Genomic DNA, 17,734 nt, shown 5'->3' with positions numbered 1-17,734 from the left:
GGGCACGAAAAAGGCCGGCGCCCTGATGGGCGCCGGCCTTTTCCATCACGGAATGCTGTTCGGCAATTACCAGGCGGTCTTCGCGCTGGAGCGGCGCACCGAACCGGTGGTGATCTCCCGTGCGTCGCCCGTGCGCGGGGCGAAGACGGCACCACGACCGGACGTGGCATCGAACCGGTTCACGCCGGCAGCGCGGCCTTCGAGGCCGCCCGGAGCGACCGCCGCGGGGATGCCGGCCGGGGCGGTGTAGCTCTGGGCCATCGCGGGCGTCACCGAGAACCCGAGGACGCTGGCGATGCCGGCGGTCGCCAGCACACCGAAGGCGAGGGCGATAGAGTGCGTTGCGATACGGACGATCATCGGAAACTCCACATTCGATCTGGTCGGTGCGACGTGTCGCGAAATCCAACCGTGTGATGTCGAATTGAGCCCCTATGCTTTAAAAAACAACACACATTGCCGCCACCCTGTGCAAGGGAGCTATGACATAGCATCGGTGCGTGCCTAAAAATAAGGCCTATTCATAATTTAGCGCGTTCGGCATTGTAGATAATTACATAAAATCAAATACTTATAAAAACGCCACTGTCTTAGGCAGAAAAACGGAGGCCGACAAGCGCGGCAAGCCTTGTGCGCCGCAGCACGCGCCTTCCCCGAGGTCCTCCACCCGTCGACGAGCGATGGTAAAGATTTGGAAACCGGCTCAAGAGTTGGCGCAAGGGGACAGCGCGCAGTGCCAAGATGACGGACGCCCCGCGCACGATCTGATCTTGCGCCGGCTTGGAACTCAGCCGGTGCGGCCGATGGTGGCCTCGATCTGCCCGTGCGGATCGTCCGTGGGCAGGAAGACGCTGCCGTCGTTGGCGATCCCGAAGGCCGTCAGATTCATCGGGATGTAGTGCTTGTTGGGCATGGCGAACCCGATCTCGGCGATCTCGGGCAAGGCGCCGAGCACCGCCTCACCCATCCGGAACATGCTGTCCTGAACGCCAGCGCTGTAGGTGGTGCCGAACACCGTGATCAGCGTGTCGAGGACGCGCGCGTTGGCCTCGTCGTAGTCGGCCGGCGCCATAGCCCAGGTCCAGGTCGCGTCCATGCTGGTGGCGCAGATCCGGTCGGAGGTATCGGGCAGGGTGCGATATTCGTCGTCGACGAAATCCACCCATCCCGAGGCGGTGGTCTTCATCAGGGTGTAGCCCCGCAGGCCCGATTGCAGCACCGAACCGCCGCGATCCGCCGCCACCCGGACGAACGGTTGGCCGTTGCCGTCGAGGGTGAAGGTGTGGGCGTGCGGGGCGCCGCCGATGGTCCGGCGCAGCCAGCGGGTCTCCAGCGCCTCCACGGTGACGGCGCTCACCTGGGCATAGCGTTCCAGGAACAGCGCCGCGACGTGACCGACGAAGGCCTCGTTGCCCGCCTCGACGTGCTTGGCTGCGGTGATGTTGACGATATTCTTGATGCTGTCGGTGGCGATGACCGTGCGGTTGTCTCCGCTGGTCCAGGCCGCGGAAAAATCGCCCTCCAGCATCACCTTCACGGTCAGCTCCCGCACGGTGTGGTGGTCGCCGCCGCGCGCCAGCCGCAGAACGCGGACGCGGCCCTTGCCGTAGCTTCCCGTCGTCAGGGCCATGATTGGGTGTCTCCCCGTGTTGTGCCGGTCACGCCTCGGCGGCGTGGGCGAGGCGTGTGGCCTCGGCGCGAGCGCTGTCGGCGCTGCCGAGTCCGTTGAAGAAGAGGTTGAGCGCCACGGACGACAAAGCGGCCAGCAGGATGCCGGATTCGAGCAGCGGGTGCAGAACGTCCGGCATCTGCTTGAAGAAGGCCGGTGCCACCAGGGGGATCAGACCAAAGCCGACGGAGACGGCGACGACGAACAGATTGTTGCGGTTGCCGGCGAAATCCACCGCGCCGAGGATGCGCGCACCAGTGGCCGCCACCATCCCGAACATCACGAGCCCGGCGCCGCCGAGCACGCATTGCGGCACCGCTTCCACCAAAGCGGCGAGCTTCGGCACCAGCCCGAGCCCCAGCATCACGAAGCCGCCGACCACGGTGACGTAGCGCGAGCGGATGCCGGTGACGCCGACGAGGCCGATATTCTGCGAGAACGAGGTGTACGGGAAGGTGTTGAACACGCCGCCCAGCACCGTGCCGAGGCCATCGGCGCGCAGGCCCCGAACCAGGCGCTTCTCATCCACGGTCTCGCCGGTGATTTCGGCCAGCGCCAGGAACATGCCGGTGGATTCGATCATCACCACCACCATCACGAGGCACAGGGTCAGGCCGGCCACGAGATCGAATTTCGGCCAGCCGAAGGCGAAGGGTCGGACCACATCGAACCACGGGGCGGAGGCGACGCGCGACAGGTCGACGAGGCCGAAGAACCCGGCGACCACCATGCCGACCACGATGCCGATGAGCACCGAAGCGGAGGCGACGAAGCCGCGGCTGTAGCGGGTGAGGGACAGAATCACGAGGAGGACGAACAGCGCGATGCCGAGGTACAGCAGCGCCCCGTAATTCGGGTTGCCGATGCCGCCGGCCGCCCAGTTCACCCCTACCCGCATCAGCGAGATCCCGATGACGAGGATCACGGTACCGGTCACCACCGGCGGGAACAGGGGCAGCAGGCGCCCGACGAGGGGCGCGGCGATGAGGGCGAACAGCCCGGCGACGATCACCGCGCCGTAGATGCCGGCGAGACCGAGCGCGGGGTTGGTGCCCATGGCGATCATCGGCGTGACCGCCGCGAAGGTGACGCCCATCATCACCGGCATGCGGATGCCGATGCCCGGCAGGCCCCAGCTCTGGACGAGGGTCGCGAGGCCGCAGGCGAACAGGTCGGCGCTCACCAGCAAGGCGACCTGTTCGGGTGAGAGCTTGAGCGCGCGCCCGACGATGAGCGGCACCGCCACGGCACCGGCATACATCACCAGAACGTGCTGCAATCCGAGGAGGCCGAGGGCGGCGGGTGCGACCTTGGCCACGGGGGCGGTGGCTGGCCCGTCATCGGTAGGAACGCCGCCCGGATGCGGATCGGCCGCTTGGCTGGGAGAGCGATGATCCACGCGTCGACCCCTCGTCGTTCGAACCGGCAACGGTCCTACGGCGCCGACGCCGCAAACGACGTGCCAGCCCTCGCGGGCCGGTACGCAGCTTGGACGGGACCTCTAGGACGCGCTCGCCTTCGGGCGGCGCAGGGCGTCATAGAGCTTCTGCACCTCCTGGATCGTCGCGTGGCCGCGGCTCCAGTTGGTCTCGCGGACGTTGGTGGGGGTGAAGGCGCTGTGCGAGGTGCCGCCGAACCCGTTGTAGATCGCCAGTTCCGGCGCGGCCCCATCGACGGCGGCCGCCGAATAGTCGATGCGGTAGGACGGGGCGAGGCCCTTTCCCGGATTACGCTTGCCGGTGACGCCGATGCGCAGGTGGGCGTCGCCATGCCGCTTCTGGCAGAAGCGCATGTTGCCGAGCACCCGGCGGAGGTATTCCTCGGCGTCCTCCAGATCGGCCACCACGTCGGCGATGGTCGCGTCGGGAGAAAGGTGGGTCTTCTGGATCATGTCGCTTGGAGCCTCGCTGGAGCCCGACCATACCGGCCCGGGCCCGCGCGGGCGAGGGGCGTGATCTGGCCCGTTGCCTGCTATGGCAGGAGATCGCGTCCCCGATCACCGGAGAAGGCTCAGCATGCCGTCCCTCGCCGCCCTGAACGAGGCCTCGCGTCCCGATTTCGTCGCAGCCCTCGGCGGTGTGTTCGAGCATGCGCCCTGGGTCGCCGAACGTGCGGTGGAGGCGCGCCCGTTCGCCACCGTCGCGGCCCTGGCCGAGGCGATGCGAGCCGCGGTGGAGGCCGCCTCGGACGCCGACCGGCACGCCCTGCTGGCGAACCATCCCGAGCTGGCCGGGCGCGCCGCCCGCGATGGCGCCATCGCCCTCGATTCCATCGCCGAGCAGGCGGCCGCCGGCCTCGATCGGCTTTCGGAAGCCGAATATGCCCGGTTCGAGGCCCTGAACGCGGCCTATCGCGACCGGTTCGGACTGCCCTTCATCCTGTGCGTCAAGCGCCACGGCCGCGCCTCGCTGCTGTCCACCTTCGAGGCCCGCCTCGCCTCCGATCCGGCCACGGAGCGGGCGACGGCCCTCGCGGAAGTCTTCCGGATCGCCGCGATCCGCCTCGACGCGCTGGTGACGGGGGAGGGCGGGCTGAAGACCACGGGGCGCCTGTCCACCCACGTCCTCGACACGGTGGCGGGACGCCCGGCGGCCGGCATCGCCGTCACGCTCCTCGAATGGGTCTCCGACACCCACGCCGTCGTGGTGGCGCGCGCCGTCACCAACGCGGACGGGCGCACCGACGCGCCGCTCATCGGCGGGCGCCCGGTCCCGATCGGGGCCTACGAACTGCGCTTCCACATCGGCGACCATTTCCGCGCCACGCATCCGGGCCTGCCGGAACCGCCCTTTCTCGACATCGTCGCGATCCGGTTCGGAATCGCCGATCCGGAGGGGCATTACCACGTCCCGCTGGTTGCGAGCCCATGGAGCTACCAGACCTATCGCGGCAGTTGAGACGCATTCGGGATCCTCGACCGGGAGCCGGCCTGAGCCGGACGATTTCCTCGTCCGGACGGGCACGATAGAGTGAGGGCGCACCCCGCGCGGGCCGAACCTGAATACGGAAAAGCAACCCTTGAGCGACATCCCGGTGAAGGACATGCCCCAGGACGCGCTCGCCCCCCGCATCGTGGCACGGCTCGACGCCCTCGCGGCGATCAGCGCCGAGGCAGGGGCGATCACCCGCGTCTACCTCAGCCCCGAACAGGCGCGCGCCAGTGCGCTCGTCCTCGGCTGGATGCGCGAGGCCGGCATGAGCGCGCGGATCGATGCCGTCGGCAACGTGATCGGCCGGATCGAGGGGCCCGTCCCCGGCGGCCCGGCCCTGATGATCGGGTCGCATCTCGACACCGTGCGCGATGCCGGGCGGTTCGACGGTCCCCTCGGGGTGGTGACTGGCATCGCCTGCGTCGCGGCCCTGATGCGCGAGGGCGTGACGCTGCCCTTCGCCATCGAGGTGGTGGGCTTTGCCGACGAAGAGGGCACACGCTTCGCCACCACCCTCATCGGCAGCCAGGCGCTCACCGGCGCGCTCGCCCCCGACGTCCTCGACCGTACCGACGCGGACGAGATCACGGTCCGGGAAGCCCTTCACGCCGCCGGTTTCGATCCGGCCGCGATCGGCAGGGCGGCGCGGCCGGCCGGCGCTATCCTGGCCTATCTCGAACTGCATATCGAGCAGGGCCCGGCCCTCGAACGGGCCGGGCTACCCGTCGGTCTCGTCACGGCGATCAGCGGAGCGACCCGGCTGGCGGTGACGCTCACCGGCGAAGCGGGTCATGCCGGCACCGTGGCGATGGCGGGGCGGCGCGACGCGCTCGCGGGCGCCGCCGCCTGCATCCTCGCGGTGGAAGCGCGTTGCACGCCCGAGCCGGGCCTCGTCGGCACGGTGGGGACGATCCAGGTCGCATCGGGCGCCGTGAACGTCATCCCGGGCCGCGTCGGCTTCAGCCTCGACCTTCGGGCGCCCGAAGATCGCCAGCGCCGCATCGCGCTGGCCGACCTCGCCGTCACCTTCTCCGAGATCGCAGAAGCGCGCGGCCTGACCCTCGAGCGCGTGGTGACCCACGATGCGGCAAGCGCGCCCTGCGACCCCGCCCTCATGGCGCGCCTCGCCGAGGGGATCGTCGCCGAAGGGTATCCGGTGTTCCGCCTGCCGAGCGGGGCCGGACATGACGGCATGGCGATCGCGCCCGTCGCCCCCATCGCCATGCTGTTCGTGCGCTGCCGTGGCGGCGTCAGCCACCATCCGGACGAGTTCGCGAGCGCCGCGGACATCGAGGCCGGCGCCCAAGTCCTCCTCGCCACCCTGCGGCGCCTCGTCGCCGACGGCCTTTCGGGGCGGCCGCACGCAACCTGAGGGCGTCGGGCGGCATATGCCTTGCGGGGCTCGCTGGGGGCAGAAAAGCCCGCAGGAGGACATGTGTCGATGCATCGTATCCCAGCCACCGCCCTGTCGGCGAGGCTTCTGGCGGCGGCCGTTCTGTCCGCCGGGCTGTTCGTTTTCCTCCCGTCGGCGCCGGCCCGGGCACAATCACTGACGGCACCGGCTGGCCAGGCCCGCGTCACTGCCCCCGGCGGCCTGCGCGGGCGGGCCGCCATGCGGCACCATCGCCAGCGTCACCGGATGATGCACCACCGCCGACACCGCTGATCCGCGTTTCAAATCCAACGCCCTCTTCTGGAGACGACGCCGATGACCCGCCTCAGAACCCGCCTCCTCGTTGCCGCAGGCCTTGCGGCCGGGCTCGCAGGCCCCGCTTTCGCGCAAGGCACCGGAGCGCCCGCCGGCATGGAATCCGCCACCGCGCCGGGTGGTACCGAAGGCCGCGCCGGCGCTCGCAACGAGGCCGAGGCCATTCGCAGCGGCGATGCCATCGCGGTCCCGCCCGCCGAGGGGATTCCGGTGGAGCGGGTGCCGCCGGCGCCAGACGCACCGATGCCGCCGCCCGCCCTGCGTCAGTGAATCGATTCAGCCGTTTGCGGCGGGATGCGGGTCACGGACACGCATCCCACCGCTGAGGTCACAGACGGGTTGCGCCTATTGCGGCAGCGTGTCGTCGATACCCTTCACGTACCAGTTCATGCCTAAGATCATCGGATCGGGGGCGTTCTCGCCGGCCTTCACCATCACGGTGCCGTCCTGCTTGGTCACGGGTCCGTGGAACGGAACCAGCGTCCCGTCGGCGATCGCCTTCTTGGTGGCCTCGGCCTTGGCCTTCACGTCGTCGGGCATGTTGGCGAAGGGGGCGAGGACGACCATCCCGTCCTTAATGCCGCCCCAGGTGTCGTGGCTCTTCCAGGTGCCGTCGAGAACGGCCTTGGCTTCGCCGATCACGTAGCCGTCCCAATCGTCGACGATGGAGGTGAGCTGCGCCTTGGGAGCGAAGCGCATCTGGTCGGAAGACTGGCCGAAGCCGAGTTTTCCCTGTTTCTCGGCTTCCTGCAGCGGCGCGGCCGAGTCGGTGTGCTGGGACAGGATATCGGCGCCCTGGGCGAGCAGCGCCTTGGCGGCCTCGGCCTCCTTGCCCGGATCGAACCAAGTGTTCACCCAGACGATCTTGAGCTTGATGTTCGGGTTCACCGACTGGGCGCCGAGCATGAAAGCGTTGATGCCGCTCACCACCTCGGGAATCGGGAACGAGGCGATGTAGCCCAGCGTCCCGGTCTTGGAGAGCTTTCCGGCGATCTCACCGCAGATGTAGCGCCCTTCGTAGAACCGGGCCGAATAGGTCGAGACGTTGGGGCTGCGCTTGTAGCCGGTGGCGTGCTCGAACTTCAGCTTGGGGAATTTCTTGGCGACCTTCAGGGTCGGCTCCATGAAGCCGAACGAGGTGGTGAAGATCAGCGCGTGGCCGGAGCGAGCAAGACTCTCGATGGAGCGCTCGCTGTCGGCCTCCGGCACGTTCTCGAGGAAGCTGGTCTCGACCTTGTCGCCGAGCGCCGCCGCCAGCGCCTTGCGGCTCTGGTCGTGCTGGAACGAGTAGCCGTAATCGGCCACCGGGCCGACATAGACGAAGCCCACCTTCAGCTTCTCGCCCGCCTTCGGCTTGTCATCGGCCTGCGCCGAACCGAGCCCCAGCGCGAAGGCCGCCAGCAGGGCGCCGTAAATGATCCGCATCGTTCCGGTTTTCCTTGCGAGGGCTCGCGATCAACGGTGCGGGGTGAAGACCCGGCCGAGCGCGGCAGGGGCGAGCGAACCGCCCTGGCGCTTGCCCAGGGAGAGCAAGACCAGGGCCAGGATGGTGGCGAGGTAGGGCAGCGCCGAGAGCGCCTGGCCCGGCAGGCCGATCCCGGCGGCCTGGGCGTGGAGCTGGAGCACGGTGGCGCCGCCGAACAGCAGCGCCCCGGCCAGCACCCGCAACGGGCGCCAGGACGCGAAGACCACCAGCGCCAACGCGATCCAGCCGCGCCCCGCGGTCATCGCCGGGGCCCAGAACGGGGTGTAGGCGAGCGACAGGTAGGCGCCGGCCAGTCCGGCGCAGGCGCCCCCGAACAACACCGCGAGAAAGCGCACCTTGCGGACCTTGAGGCCGAGCGCGTGGGTGGCGGTGTGGTCGTCGCCGATGGCGCGCAGCACGAGGCCGGCGCGGGTGCGCCACAGGAACCACCAGACGGCGGCCACGAGAAACAGCCCGAAATACACGAAGCCGTCCTGCCCGAAGACGAGGCGGCCGATACCCGGAAGCCCGGTGAGACCGGGAACGTCGAGATGCGGCGCCGGATCGCGCTTGAGGCCGACATAGGACGCCCCGACGAGGCCCGAGAGGCCGAGCCCGAGGATCGTCATGGCGAGCCCCGAGGCGACCTGGTTGGCGCTCAGAACCACCGTGAGGATGCCGAACAGGGCCGCGAGCGCGACGCCCGCCCCGGCCCCGGCGATGGCCCCCGTCAGGGTCGATCCGGTCTCGACCGCCACCGCGAAGCCGGTGGCCGCGCCCAGCACCATCATGCCCTCGACGCCGAGGTTGAGCACCCCGGCGCGCTCGGCCACGAGTTCGCCGAGCGCGGCGATCATCAGCGGCGTGGCCGCGGCGATGATGGTGACGAGCACCATCTCCATCACGTCGAGGCTCATGTGGTGACTCCCGGTACGAAGCGAACGCGGTAGCGCGACAGGGCGTCGGCCCCGAGCACCAGGGCGAGCAGCAGCCCCTGGAAGGCGCGGGTGAGATCGAGGGGCAGCTTGAGGTCGATCTGCGCGCCCTCGCCGCCGATGGTGGTGAGCGCGATGACGAGCGCCGCCACGAGTATGCCCACCGGGGAGAGCCGGCCGAGAAACGCGACGATGATCGCGGTGAAGCCGTAGCCCGGCGAAATCGAGGGCTGGAGCTGACCGATCTTGCCCGCCACCTCGGCGATACCGGCGAGCCCGGCAGCGCCGCCCGACACCGCGAAGACCGCCAGCGTCAGGCGCGCATCGCTGAACCCGGCGAAACGCGCCGCGCGCGGGCTCGCCCCCACCACCCGCACGGTGAAGCCGAACAGGGTGCGGGCGAGGACCAGCGTGGCGATCACCACCGCGGCGAGGGCGACGACCACCCCGGCATGCAGGGTGTCGCCCTCCATCAGGTAGGGAAGGCGGGCGGCATCGTCGAAGGTGACGCTCTGAGGGAAGTTGAAGCCGGCCGGATCGCGCAACGGCCCCCGCGCCATGTAGTCGAGCAGCAGTTCGGCGACATAGACCAGCATCAGGCTGGTGAGGATCTCGGAGACTCCGAGCCAGACCTTGAGCAGGCCCGGAATCAACGCGTAGATCATCCCGGCCAGGGTGCCGACGACGAGCATCAGCGGCAGCACCCAGAGGGTGTTGCCCGTCATCCCGTGGGTGGCGACGCCGATCCAGCCACCAAACAGGCCGCCGACCACGAACTGCCCTTCCGCCCCGATATTCCAGATATTGGCGCGAAAGCAGAAGGCGAGGCCGGTGGCGATGAGGGCGAGGGGCGCGGCCTTCAGCGCCACCTCCTGCAGCGACCACACTTCACTCAAGGGTGCAACGAAATAGGTGACAAACGCCGCCGCCGGCGAGCGTCCCATGGCCGCCACCACGATTCCACCGATGGCGACCGCCACCGCGAAGGCCAGCACCGGCGAGAGCGCGTCCATCGCGGGCGAACGATTGGCGCGGGGGCTGAGATCAATGCGCATGGGCGGGGCCCGCTGTGACGGTTGCGGAGGCAGGCGGAGGGGTCTGCGAACCGCCCATGAGCAGGCCGACGCTTTCGCGGCTGGTCTCGCCGGCGGGGATGGCCTTCGAGAGCGTGCCGTCATGCAGCACGGCGATCCGGCCGGCGATCTCGAACAACTCGTCGAGGTCCTGGCTGATCACCAGCACGGCGGCGCCCCGGCCGGCGAGATCGAGGAGGGCCTGGCGGATATGGGCGGCGGCGAGCGCGTCGACGCCCCAGGTCGGCTGGTTGACCACGAGGATGCCGGGTTCGGCCAGGATCTCGCGCCCGACCAGGAATTTCTGCAGGTTGCCCCCCGACAGGGTGCCGGCGGCCGGATCGGGGCCGGCCTTGCGCACGTCGAACGCCGCGATGACGGTCTGGGCGAGGCGTTTCGCGGCAGCGCCGCGCAGGAAGCCGAAGCGGCTGAGGCCCGCCGTGGCGTGGCGCGACAGGATCGCGTTGTCGGACAGGCTGAGCGTGGGCGCGGCCCCGTGGCCGTTGCGCTCCTCCGGCACGAAGCCGGCGCCGCGGCGGCGGCGGGCGGTGATGCCGAGGCGCCCGGCATCGCCGCCGTCGAACACGACCATGCCGGCCTGCGGCGCCAAGGCCTCGCCGGAGAGGGCGTCGAACAGCTCGGCCTGACCGTTGCCGGCAATCCCCGCGATCCCGACGATCTCGCCGCCCGACACCGTGAGGGTGAGCGCGTGCAGAGCCGTGCCGTGCAGGCCGGGGGCGGGAAGGGTGAGGCCGTTCAGCACGAGGCGCGGACGCCCCGGCGCGGCCCCCGTCGCCGGCTTCACCTCGCCGACCTGGGCGCCGACCATCATCGCGGCGAGCGAGCGCGCGCTCTCCTGGCGCGGATCGCAGGCGCCCACCACCTTGCCGCCGCGCAGGATGGTGGCGCGCGAGCAGAGCCGGCGCACCTCGTCGAGGCGGTGCGAGATGTAGAGGAGGGCGCGCCCCTCGTCGCGCAAACGCTCCAGCACCGTGAACAGCAGCTCGGCCTCGCCGGGCGTGAGCACGGAGGTCGGCTCGTCGAGGATGACGAGGCTCGGGTCCTGCAGCAGGCAGCGGGTGATCTCGATGCGCTGGCGCTCGCCGGCGGAGAGCGACCAGACCGGCCGGTCGGGGTCGAGATGCAAGCCGTAGGTAGTCCCGACCTCGGCGATGCGCGCCTTCAGGTCCCGCCCGCTCAGGGATTTCGGCATGACGAGGGCGATGTTCTCGGCCACCGTCAGGTTCTCGCACAGGGAGAAATGCTGGAACACCATGCCGATGCCGAGCGCGCGGGCGGCCTCGGGGTTGCCGAGCCGCACGATGTCGCCGCGATGGGTGACGACCCCCTCGGTGGGCTCGAGAAGCCCGTAGAGGATCTTCATCAGGGTCGACTTGCCGGCCCCGTTCTCGCCGAGCAGGGCATGAATCTCGCCGGCCCGGATTTCGAGATCGATACCGTCATTGGCCTTGAAGTCGCCGAAGCGCTTGACGATGCCGTAGGCCCCGAACAGGGGCGTGGGGCCTTCCGGCTGAGGGCGGGGGGCGATGTCGGTCATGCCAGCCGGCTCCGGTGCATCCGCGACCCGGACGGTGTCGGATTCCAAAACACCCCGACGGCCTCGGACGATGCCGGATCGGACCGGCCCGGCGCCGCCATCACAGCGCCCCGAACAGCGCGTGGGCGAGCTTGGTATGGGCCTCGCGCAACTGGCCGGTCTCGATGCCGAGCGGCTGGCCGTCGACGACGCGCCACGCGCCCGCGACCATCACCCGGTCGGCCTTGTAGGCGCCGCACAGCACCAGGGCGGCGAGCGGGTCGTGCGCACCGGAGAAGCGCAGCTCGTCGAGGGTGAACAGGGCGAGATCGGCTTCGCAGCCATCCGCGATGCGGCCGATATCGGTGCGCCCGAGGCAGGCGGCCGAGCCCTCCGTCGCCCAGCGCAGGGCGTCGAGATGGGTGACCTTCTCCGCGCCGTAGGTCAGGCGGTTGATCATCAGGGCGTGGCGCACGCCCTCCATCAGGTTGGAATTGTCGTTGGAGGCCGAGCCGTCGACCCCCAGGCCCACCGGGCTGCCGGCGGCCTCGAGTTCGCAGGTGCGGCACTGGCCGGAGGCCAGGGTCATGTTCGAGGTCGGGCAATGGCAGACCCCGACGCCGGCCTTGCCGAGGCGCGCCACCTCGTCATCGTTGAAGTGGATGCCGTGGGCGAGCCAGGTTCGCGACGACATCCAGCCGACCTCTTCGAGGTAGTCCACCGGGCGCTGGCCGAACATTTCGAGGCAGTAGCGGTCCTCGTCCAGCGTCTCGCCCAGATGGGTGTGCAGGCGGCAATCATGGGCTTCGGCCAGGGCCGCGCTCTCGCGCATCAGGCGCTTCGTCACGTTGAAGGGCGAGCACGGAGCGAGCCCGATCTGCACCATCGCGCCGGGCTTCGGGTCGTGGAACAGCCGCAGCACGCGCTCGCTGTCGGCCAGGATCGTGTCGTCGTCCTGGGTCAGGCATTCGGGCGGCAGGCCACCGTCGCGCACGGACAGGCTCATCGAGCCGCGGGTGACGAAGGCGCGGATGCCGAGCGGACCGGCCTCCTCGACCTGGATGTCGACGGAGGATTCGAGGCCCTTGGGGAAGAGGTAGTGGTGGTCCCCCGCCGTGGTGCAACCCGAGAGCAGGAGCTCGGTATAGGCCAGCCGCGTGGCGAGCCGGAACGCGTCCGGGGTGATCTTGTCCCACACCGTGTAGAGCGATTGCAGCCACGGAAACAGCGGCTTGTTGATCGCCAACGGGTGGGCGCGGGTCAGGGTCTGGAAGAAGTGGTGGTGGGTGTTGACGAGGCCGGGGATCACCACGTGGCGGCTGGCGTCGAACACGTCGTCCACCGGCGCGGAGGGCTGGCGCCCGGCGCCGACGCGCTCGACGATGCGGGTGCCCTCGACCACGATCCCGCCGGCGGCCCCCTCGGCGAGGATGGCCATCGGCGTCTTGATCCACAGGCGCTTGGACGTTCCGGCGTCGACCATGCGGCTCCTCGCTTTCTCGGTGATTCGCAGGCGACGGCCGGGCGGCGATCCGGCCGGCGGATCTCAGAAGACGTGGAAGGCGAAGCCCGCGAGGAAGCTCTTCTCCTCGGTGCCCTTGAAGGTCGCGGTCTCGACGTTGCCGAACTTGTTCAGCCAGTACTGGAAGCCGATGAAGGCATCGACCCGGTTGGGCTGATCGTAGATGAGCTTGCCGACATCGAGCACCAGGTTGGTGCGCGACAGGAATTCGAGGCCGCGCTGAGGATTGAAGGCGAAGTCGCCCGGGTTCCTGACGCCGCGGCCCTTGGGCAGCACGATGTTGTTGAAGCCCGCGATGCTGAGCGGCAGGCCGGTGAAGGCGAGCGGAAAGTTGTAGACGATCTCGAATTCCGGAACGGTGTCGAAGCTCTGGTCGCGGTCGGGCTGGATGTTGAAGCCGTTCCGATTCCACTCCTTGTAGGCGTGCGCCGACACGTTGAGGAAGCCGACCGGCACGTCGGCGGCGAAGTTCAGGCCGCCGACCACGTCACGCTTCTTCGAGCCGAAGGCGTCGTTCTGGGCGTTGGCATCGAAGCCGTAGGACAGCGATATGTCCTTGATCACGCCCGGGATCGCGAAGGCCTTGGTGCCCAGCAGCGCGTTCAGGCTGAGCGTGCCGCGATAGAGGCCATAGGCCTCGGTGTTGCCGTAGCTCTCGAAGAACGGCGCGGCGACGCTGCCCGGCGGGTTGGTGGTGCCGGCCGGGAATTGCGAGCCGGACTTGAGGATGTCGAGGGAGAAGAAGTTGGTCCCGTAGGCCCAGGCATCCGCATGCGAGATGTTGAGGATCTGCTTGGGCGCATCGCGGTTGCGGAAGCTGCCATCGGCCTTTTGGATCTGGCTGCCCGGGTTCGCCGACGGGAACTGGTAGCGATAACTGATCTGCGTATCGGCGAAGAGGAAGAACGACACCGGCGCCTCGGCCGGAACGACCGGAGCCTTGTCCTTGTCCTTGGCCAGATCGGCCGCGAAGGCGGGCCCCGAGGCAGTGCAGCTCAAAGAGGCAGCAATGCAGCCGAGAATGGCGGCCGCGGCGAGCGGTCGTACATACGTCGTGATCGTCATAGCGTCCCCCATGGGCTTGCACGCCCGTCTGGGTTCCGAGCGAGCAACCGATATGCCAGGGCGAGGCCAATCCCATCGGTGGGCCGGCCGCGACACAATTGTGCAACACTCGGAGGACGCGCTCCGGCGCTTTGGAGGCCGCGGGCCACGGTCAGTCGAGGCCGGTCCGAACGCCTCCGTGCCGCATGAATCCGGTCGTCGAAGCGGGCGGCGCGGACCCGGACCGCGATCACGAACACGAACACGCCGGGTCTTTACGTCCCCGGCAGGCACGATGCCGGATCGGCTCCGGCCACCCTCAGGACGGGACCGACGGCAGGAGGGAGGCGTTGGGCTCGCGGCCGACCGCCGCCACCGGAGTGTGATCGAAATCCCGGAAGGAGGGCGTTGCGGCACCGCCTGATCTCGGCTCTACGATGACGGCACGCCACCGGTCGCTCCCGACCGGTGGTGCTCTCCAGACCGAGATGACGGTGGCCGCCTCCCAAACCCGTGCCGAAAGCCTGGCGGAGCAGATCGCCAACGACATCCTCACCGGTACCCTCCCGCCGGGCCTCCATCTCGACGAGCAGATCCTGGCCAAGCGCTTCGGCGTCTCGCGCACGCCGGTGCGCGACGCGCTGCGCCTGCTCAGCGGGACCGGGCTGATCGACCTGCGTCCGCGCACCGGGGCCACGGTGCGGACGATCACGCCGGACGAACTCGACATGCTGTTCATCGCCATGGGCGAGATCGAGGCCACCTGCGCGCGGTTGGCGACCTTGAGCATGACGCCGAGCGAGCGGGCCGGCCTCCAGAACCTGCACGACGCCATGGGCCTGCTCGCCGATGCGGCCGACCGCGACGGCTATGCCAACGCCAACCAGGCGTTCCACGACGCGCTCTATGCGGGTGCCCATAACAGCGTGGTCGAGGAGATCGCGGTTTCGCTGCGGCGCCGGCTGACGCCGTTCCGGCGGGCGCAATTCCGCGCCCCCGGCCGCCTGCACCGCTCGCATGCCGAGCACGGCGCGGTGGTGCGCGCGGTGCTGGCGCGGGACGCGGCGGCGGCGAACGCGGCCATGCTGATCCACATGAGCATCGTCGAGGACGCGTTCGAGGCCATGGACGCCACACCGGCCCAGGATCGCCAGGCGGCCAAGGATCGTCAGGGAGCCAAGGAGGCCGCGCGCGGACGGCGCGGCGGCGAGCCCACCAGCCGGATCGCGGGCCCAGCCCGCCTGGAGCGGCAGCGACGCTGAGACCGCGCAGGAACGCTCCAGCCTGCCACGTAAATCCCAACCTGCCACGCAAGACCCATCTTGCCACACAAGGGTGCACGCGCGCGCATAATTTGGGCGTGTGAATAGCGGTCCTTGCATACATGATCGGGACAGATTCGCGACCGGGGCGACATCCACGCCGTACCCGCCGACCGCGCGATCTCCTGCGCCCGGTGCTCCGGCAATGACAAGACCCAGCCTGACGCTGTCCATCGCGGCCGAGCCCGCAGAGGTCGGTTTCGATCCGGCGAGCACGGCGCTGGTGATCATCGACATGCAGCGCGACTTCCTCGAGCCGGGCGGCTTCGGCGAGACGCTGGGCAACGACGTCTCCCTGCTCGCCGCAGCGGTGCCACCGACGCAGGCGGTGCTGGCCGCCTGCCGGGACGCGGGCCTCCTGGTGGTGCATACACGCGAAGGCCACAGGCCCGATCTGTCCGATGCGCCGCCGGCCAAGCTGGAGCGCGGCGAGCCCACTGCGCGGATCGGCGCGCCGGGGCCGATGGGCCGCATCCTGATCCGCGGCGAGCCGGGCCACGCCATCGTGGCGGCCCTGGCGCCGCTGCCGGGCGAAGTGGTGATCGACAAGCCCGGAAAGGGTGCGTTCTACGCCACCGACCTCGGCGCGATCCTGGCCGAGCGCGGCATCGCCACGCTGCTGGTCTGCGGCGTCACCACCGAGGTCTGCGTCCACACCACGATCCGGGAGGGCAACGATCGCGGCTACCGCTGCGTCGCGCTGGCCGATTGCTGCGCCTCCTACTTCCCCGAATTCCACCGGGTCGGGCTCGCGATGATCGCGGCCCAGGGCGGCATCTTCGGCTGGGTCTCGGCCTCGGGTCCCGTGGTGGAGGCCCTCCGGGCCCACGCCTGACGCAGGGTTGCAAAACACACGGATTTCGCGAGAGCGCGGGAGCGGCACCACCGGATACGAGGAGCACGAGCATGGCGGCGGGAGCACACGGGACACGGCCGGCGGCGGGGATCGGCAAGGGCTTGCCGCCCAGCCTCTGGGTGCCGGGCGACTGGAACGCCTTCTTCGGCTTCGGCACCAACATCCTCGTCAACCTGCTGGTGCTCACCGGCCTGTTGCGCTTCGTGCTGGGCATGCCCGACGCCATCACCTTCGGGCGCATCCTGCCCGCGGTGGGGCTGATGCTGTGCCTCTCCACCGCGTATTACGGCTGGCTGGCCTACCGGCTCGCCGCGGCCACCGGGCGCGACGACGTCTGCGCGCTGCCCTCGGGCATCAGCGTGCCGCACATGTTCATCGTCGTGTTCGTGATCATGCTGCCGATCAAGCTCGCCACCGGCGATCCGATCAAGGCCTGGGAAGCGGGGCTCGCCTGGGTGTTCATCCAGAGCTTCATCCTGATGATCGGCGGGTTCGCGGCGCCCCTGATCCGGCGGATCACCCCGCGTGCCGCCCTGCTCGGCACCCTAGCCGGGGTCTCGGTGACCTTCATCGCCATGCGTCCGGCGCTCGAACTCATCACCACGCCGGTGATCGGGGTGGTGTCGTTCGCGATCATCCTGCTCGCGTGGTTCGGCGGCCTGCGCTACCCCGGCCGCCTGCCGGCGGGCCTCGTCGCCATCCTGTTCGGCATGGGGGTGGCGTGGGGCGCCAAGATCTTCGGCCTGGACATGGGCGGCGTCAGCGGGCCCGGTCTCGCCGCGGCGCTCCAGGGCGTCGGGTTCTCGGTGCCGCTGCCGGCGGTCGGCCACGTCTTCGCCGGCTTCGAATTCATCGGGATCATCCTCGTCACCGCGATCCCGTTCGGCATCTACGACCTCGTCGAGGCCATGGACAACGTCGAGAGCGCCGAGGTGGCGGGCGACCCCTATCCCACCACCCGCGTGCTCACCGCGGACGGAGTGGTGAGCCTGATCGGCTGCCTGATGGGCAACCCGTTCATCAACGCGGTCTATATCGGCCACCCCGGCTGGAAGGCGATGGGAGGCCGCATCGGCTATTCCTTCGCCACCGGCGCGGTGATCCTGCTGCTCGCCTGGTTCAACCTGATCTCGCTGCTGTCGAGCCTGGTGCCGGTGGTCGCGATCGCGCCGATCCTGCTCTACATCGGCATGCTGATCGGGGCGCAGGCGTTCCAGGAGACGCCCCATTCCCATGCCCCGGCGATCGTGCTCGCCTTCGCGCCGCATCTGGCCGCCTGGGGCAAGACCCTCATCGACGGAGCGCTCGGAGCCGCCGGCACCAGCGCGGCGGCGGTGGGGCTCGACAAGCTCGGGCAGGCCGGCGTGCTCTATGCGGGCCTCGGGGTGCTGGGCGAGGGGGCGATCCTCGGCGGATTGATCCTCGGAGCGATCGCGGTGTTCATCATCGAGCGCGATTTCGCCAAGGCCGCCGCGTTTTCCGCCGCCGGCGCGGTGCTGACCTTCTTCGGCTTCATGCACGGACCGGCCGTCGGCCTCGCGGTGACGCCCGGCCTGGCGCTTGCCTACCTGATGGTGGCGGGTCTGCTCTATGCGGCCTCGCGCACGGCCACCGCCGAAGCGCCGAAGCCGGCACCGGCACACGCCGCCATGCCGGCCGAATAGAAGGACAGC

General features: G+C 69.5%; 17 protein-coding genes. 7 read left to right on the top strand and 10 right to left on the bottom strand.

The window, feature by feature from the left end; translation table 11 throughout:
• Nucleotides 1–66: 66 nt before the first annotated feature.
• The 4 genes from G3T14_RS11930 to G3T14_RS11915 all read right to left on the bottom strand — a co-directional run bounded on the left by G3T14_RS11930 (nt 67) and on the right by G3T14_RS11915 (nt 3,560).
• The gene (locus tag G3T14_RS11930) at nt 67–360 is read right to left on the bottom strand and encodes a hypothetical protein (RefSeq protein ID WP_163642719.1); all 294 of its coding nucleotides are present in this window, start codon (nt 358–360) and stop codon (nt 67–69) included.
• Between the two features lie 427 nt (nt 361–787).
• On the bottom strand, nt 788–1,630 hold the full coding sequence (gene pucL, locus G3T14_RS11925) for a factor-independent urate hydroxylase (RefSeq protein ID WP_163642767.1): 843 nt from the start codon (nt 1,628–1,630) through the stop codon (nt 788–790).
• Between the two features lie 28 nt (nt 1,631–1,658).
• Entirely contained in the window at nt 1,659–2,987 is a 1,329-nt protein-coding gene (locus tag G3T14_RS11920) for a nucleobase:cation symporter-2 family protein (RefSeq protein WP_348645263.1), read from the bottom strand.
• A gap of 183 nt (nt 2,988–3,170) precedes the next feature.
• Nucleotides 3,171–3,560, bottom strand: a complete 390-nt coding sequence (locus tag G3T14_RS11915; protein WP_163642765.1) for a hypothetical protein — start codon at nt 3,558–3,560, stop codon at nt 3,171–3,173.
• Between the two features lie 124 nt (nt 3,561–3,684).
• Between G3T14_RS11915 and uraD the strand changes: the two genes are divergently transcribed.
• The 4 genes from uraD (at nt 3,685) to G3T14_RS11895 (ending at nt 6,577) form a co-directional block, all read left to right on the top strand.
• Nucleotides 3,685–4,566 carry a 2-oxo-4-hydroxy-4-carboxy-5-ureidoimidazoline decarboxylase gene (uraD, locus tag G3T14_RS11910; protein WP_163642764.1) on the top strand — a complete coding sequence of 294 codons (882 nt, stop codon included), beginning with the start codon at nt 3,685–3,687 and terminating at the stop codon, nt 4,564–4,566.
• A gap of 121 nt (nt 4,567–4,687) precedes the next feature.
• On the top strand, nt 4,688–5,971 hold the full coding sequence (locus G3T14_RS11905; protein ID WP_348645262.1) for an allantoate amidohydrolase: 1,284 nt from the start codon (nt 4,688–4,690) through the stop codon (nt 5,969–5,971).
• 69 nt (nt 5,972–6,040) lie between these two features.
• Entirely contained in the window at nt 6,041–6,265 is a 225-nt protein-coding gene (locus G3T14_RS11900) for a hypothetical protein (protein ID WP_163642718.1), read from the top strand.
• Between the two features lie 42 nt (nt 6,266–6,307).
• Nucleotides 6,308–6,577 carry a hypothetical protein gene (locus G3T14_RS11895; protein WP_163642763.1) on the top strand — a complete coding sequence of 90 codons (270 nt, stop codon included), beginning with the start codon at nt 6,308–6,310 and terminating at the stop codon, nt 6,575–6,577.
• Nucleotides 6,578–6,652: 75 nt separating this feature from the next.
• On the opposite strand, the gene G3T14_RS11890 is transcribed toward G3T14_RS11895, so the two are convergent.
• The 6 genes from G3T14_RS11890 to G3T14_RS11865 all read right to left on the bottom strand — a co-directional run bounded on the left by G3T14_RS11890 (nt 6,653) and on the right by G3T14_RS11865 (nt 13,904).
• The gene (locus tag G3T14_RS11890) at nt 6,653–7,732 is read right to left on the bottom strand and encodes a BMP family ABC transporter substrate-binding protein (protein WP_163642762.1); all 1,080 of its coding nucleotides are present in this window, start codon (nt 7,730–7,732) and stop codon (nt 6,653–6,655) included.
• Nucleotides 7,733–7,762: 30 nt separating this feature from the next.
• On the bottom strand, nt 7,763–8,689 hold the full coding sequence (locus G3T14_RS11885; RefSeq protein WP_163642761.1) for an ABC transporter permease: 927 nt from the start codon (nt 8,687–8,689) through the stop codon (nt 7,763–7,765).
• Nucleotides 8,686–9,762 (bottom strand): ABC transporter permease, encoded by a 1,077-nt coding sequence (locus tag G3T14_RS11880; protein WP_163642760.1) that lies wholly within the window; start codon nt 9,760–9,762, stop codon nt 8,686–8,688. The genes G3T14_RS11885 and G3T14_RS11880 overlap by 4 nt, the downstream gene beginning before the upstream one ends.
• Nucleotides 9,752–11,338, bottom strand: a complete 1,587-nt coding sequence (locus G3T14_RS11875; RefSeq protein WP_163642759.1) for an ABC transporter ATP-binding protein — start codon at nt 11,336–11,338, stop codon at nt 9,752–9,754. Before G3T14_RS11875 ends, G3T14_RS11880 begins: the two co-directional genes overlap by 11 nt.
• A 100-nt stretch (nt 11,339–11,438) precedes the next feature.
• Entirely contained in the window at nt 11,439–12,800 is a 1,362-nt protein-coding gene (locus tag G3T14_RS11870) for an 8-oxoguanine deaminase (RefSeq protein ID WP_163642758.1), read from the bottom strand.
• 63 nt (nt 12,801–12,863) lie between these two features.
• Complete coding sequence (locus G3T14_RS11865) at nt 12,864–13,904, bottom strand: hypothetical protein (RefSeq protein WP_246733263.1); 1,041 nt, start codon at nt 13,902–13,904, stop codon at nt 12,864–12,866.
• Between the two features lie 473 nt (nt 13,905–14,377).
• Between G3T14_RS11865 and G3T14_RS11860 the strand changes: the two genes are divergently transcribed.
• The 3 genes from G3T14_RS11860 to G3T14_RS11850 all read left to right on the top strand — a co-directional run bounded on the left by G3T14_RS11860 (nt 14,378) and on the right by G3T14_RS11850 (nt 17,725).
• The gene (locus G3T14_RS11860; RefSeq protein ID WP_163642757.1) at nt 14,378–15,145 is read left to right on the top strand and encodes a GntR family transcriptional regulator; all 768 of its coding nucleotides are present in this window, start codon (nt 14,378–14,380) and stop codon (nt 15,143–15,145) included.
• A gap of 205 nt (nt 15,146–15,350) precedes the next feature.
• On the top strand, nt 15,351–16,040 hold the full coding sequence (locus G3T14_RS11855; protein ID WP_163642756.1) for an isochorismatase family cysteine hydrolase: 690 nt from the start codon (nt 15,351–15,353) through the stop codon (nt 16,038–16,040).
• A 71-nt stretch (nt 16,041–16,111) separates the two neighbouring features.
• Nucleotides 16,112–17,725 (top strand): regulator, encoded by a 1,614-nt coding sequence (locus tag G3T14_RS11850; RefSeq protein WP_163642755.1) that lies wholly within the window; start codon nt 16,112–16,114, stop codon nt 17,723–17,725.
• The last annotated feature ends 9 nt before the right edge of the window (nt 17,726–17,734 follow it).

The organism is Methylobacterium sp. BTF04 (genome assembly GCF_010692745.1).
Taxonomy (GTDB): Bacteria; Pseudomonadota; Alphaproteobacteria; order Rhizobiales; family Beijerinckiaceae; genus Methylobacterium.
This window is presented reverse-complemented; position numbering and strand designations above follow the sequence as displayed.

Coding starts and splice junctions, on each gene's coding strand:
- G3T14_RS11875 (WP_163642759.1), bottom strand. CDS start 11,338: ATGACCGACATCGCCCCCCGCCCTCAGCCGGAAGGCCCCACGCCCCTG.
- G3T14_RS11870 (WP_163642758.1), bottom strand. CDS start 12,800: ATGGTCGACGCCGGAACGTCCAAGCGCCTGTGGATCAAGACGCCGATG.
- G3T14_RS11900 (WP_163642718.1), top strand. CDS start 6,041: ATGCATCGTATCCCAGCCACCGCCCTGTCGGCGAGGCTTCTGGCGGCG.
- G3T14_RS11880 (WP_163642760.1), bottom strand. CDS start 9,762: ATGCGCATTGATCTCAGCCCCCGCGCCAATCGTTCGCCCGCGATGGAC.
- G3T14_RS11865 (WP_246733263.1), bottom strand. CDS start 13,904: ATGACGATCACGACGTATGTACGACCGCTCGCCGCGGCCGCCATTCTC.
- G3T14_RS11885 (WP_163642761.1), bottom strand. CDS start 8,689: ATGAGCCTCGACGTGATGGAGATGGTGCTCGTCACCATCATCGCCGCG.
- G3T14_RS11850 (WP_163642755.1), top strand. CDS start 16,112: ATGGCGGCGGGAGCACACGGGACACGGCCGGCGGCGGGGATCGGCAAG.
- uraD (WP_163642764.1), top strand. CDS start 3,685: ATGCCGTCCCTCGCCGCCCTGAACGAGGCCTCGCGTCCCGATTTCGTC.
- G3T14_RS11915 (WP_163642765.1), bottom strand. CDS start 3,560: ATGATCCAGAAGACCCACCTTTCTCCCGACGCGACCATCGCCGACGTG.
- G3T14_RS11855 (WP_163642756.1), top strand. CDS start 15,351: ATGACAAGACCCAGCCTGACGCTGTCCATCGCGGCCGAGCCCGCAGAG.
- G3T14_RS11930 (WP_163642719.1), bottom strand. CDS start 360: ATGATCGTCCGTATCGCAACGCACTCTATCGCCCTCGCCTTCGGTGTG.
- G3T14_RS11890 (WP_163642762.1), bottom strand. CDS start 7,732: ATGCGGATCATTTACGGCGCCCTGCTGGCGGCCTTCGCGCTGGGGCTC.
- G3T14_RS11895 (WP_163642763.1), top strand. CDS start 6,308: ATGACCCGCCTCAGAACCCGCCTCCTCGTTGCCGCAGGCCTTGCGGCC.
- pucL (WP_163642767.1), bottom strand. CDS start 1,630: ATGGCCCTGACGACGGGAAGCTACGGCAAGGGCCGCGTCCGCGTTCTG.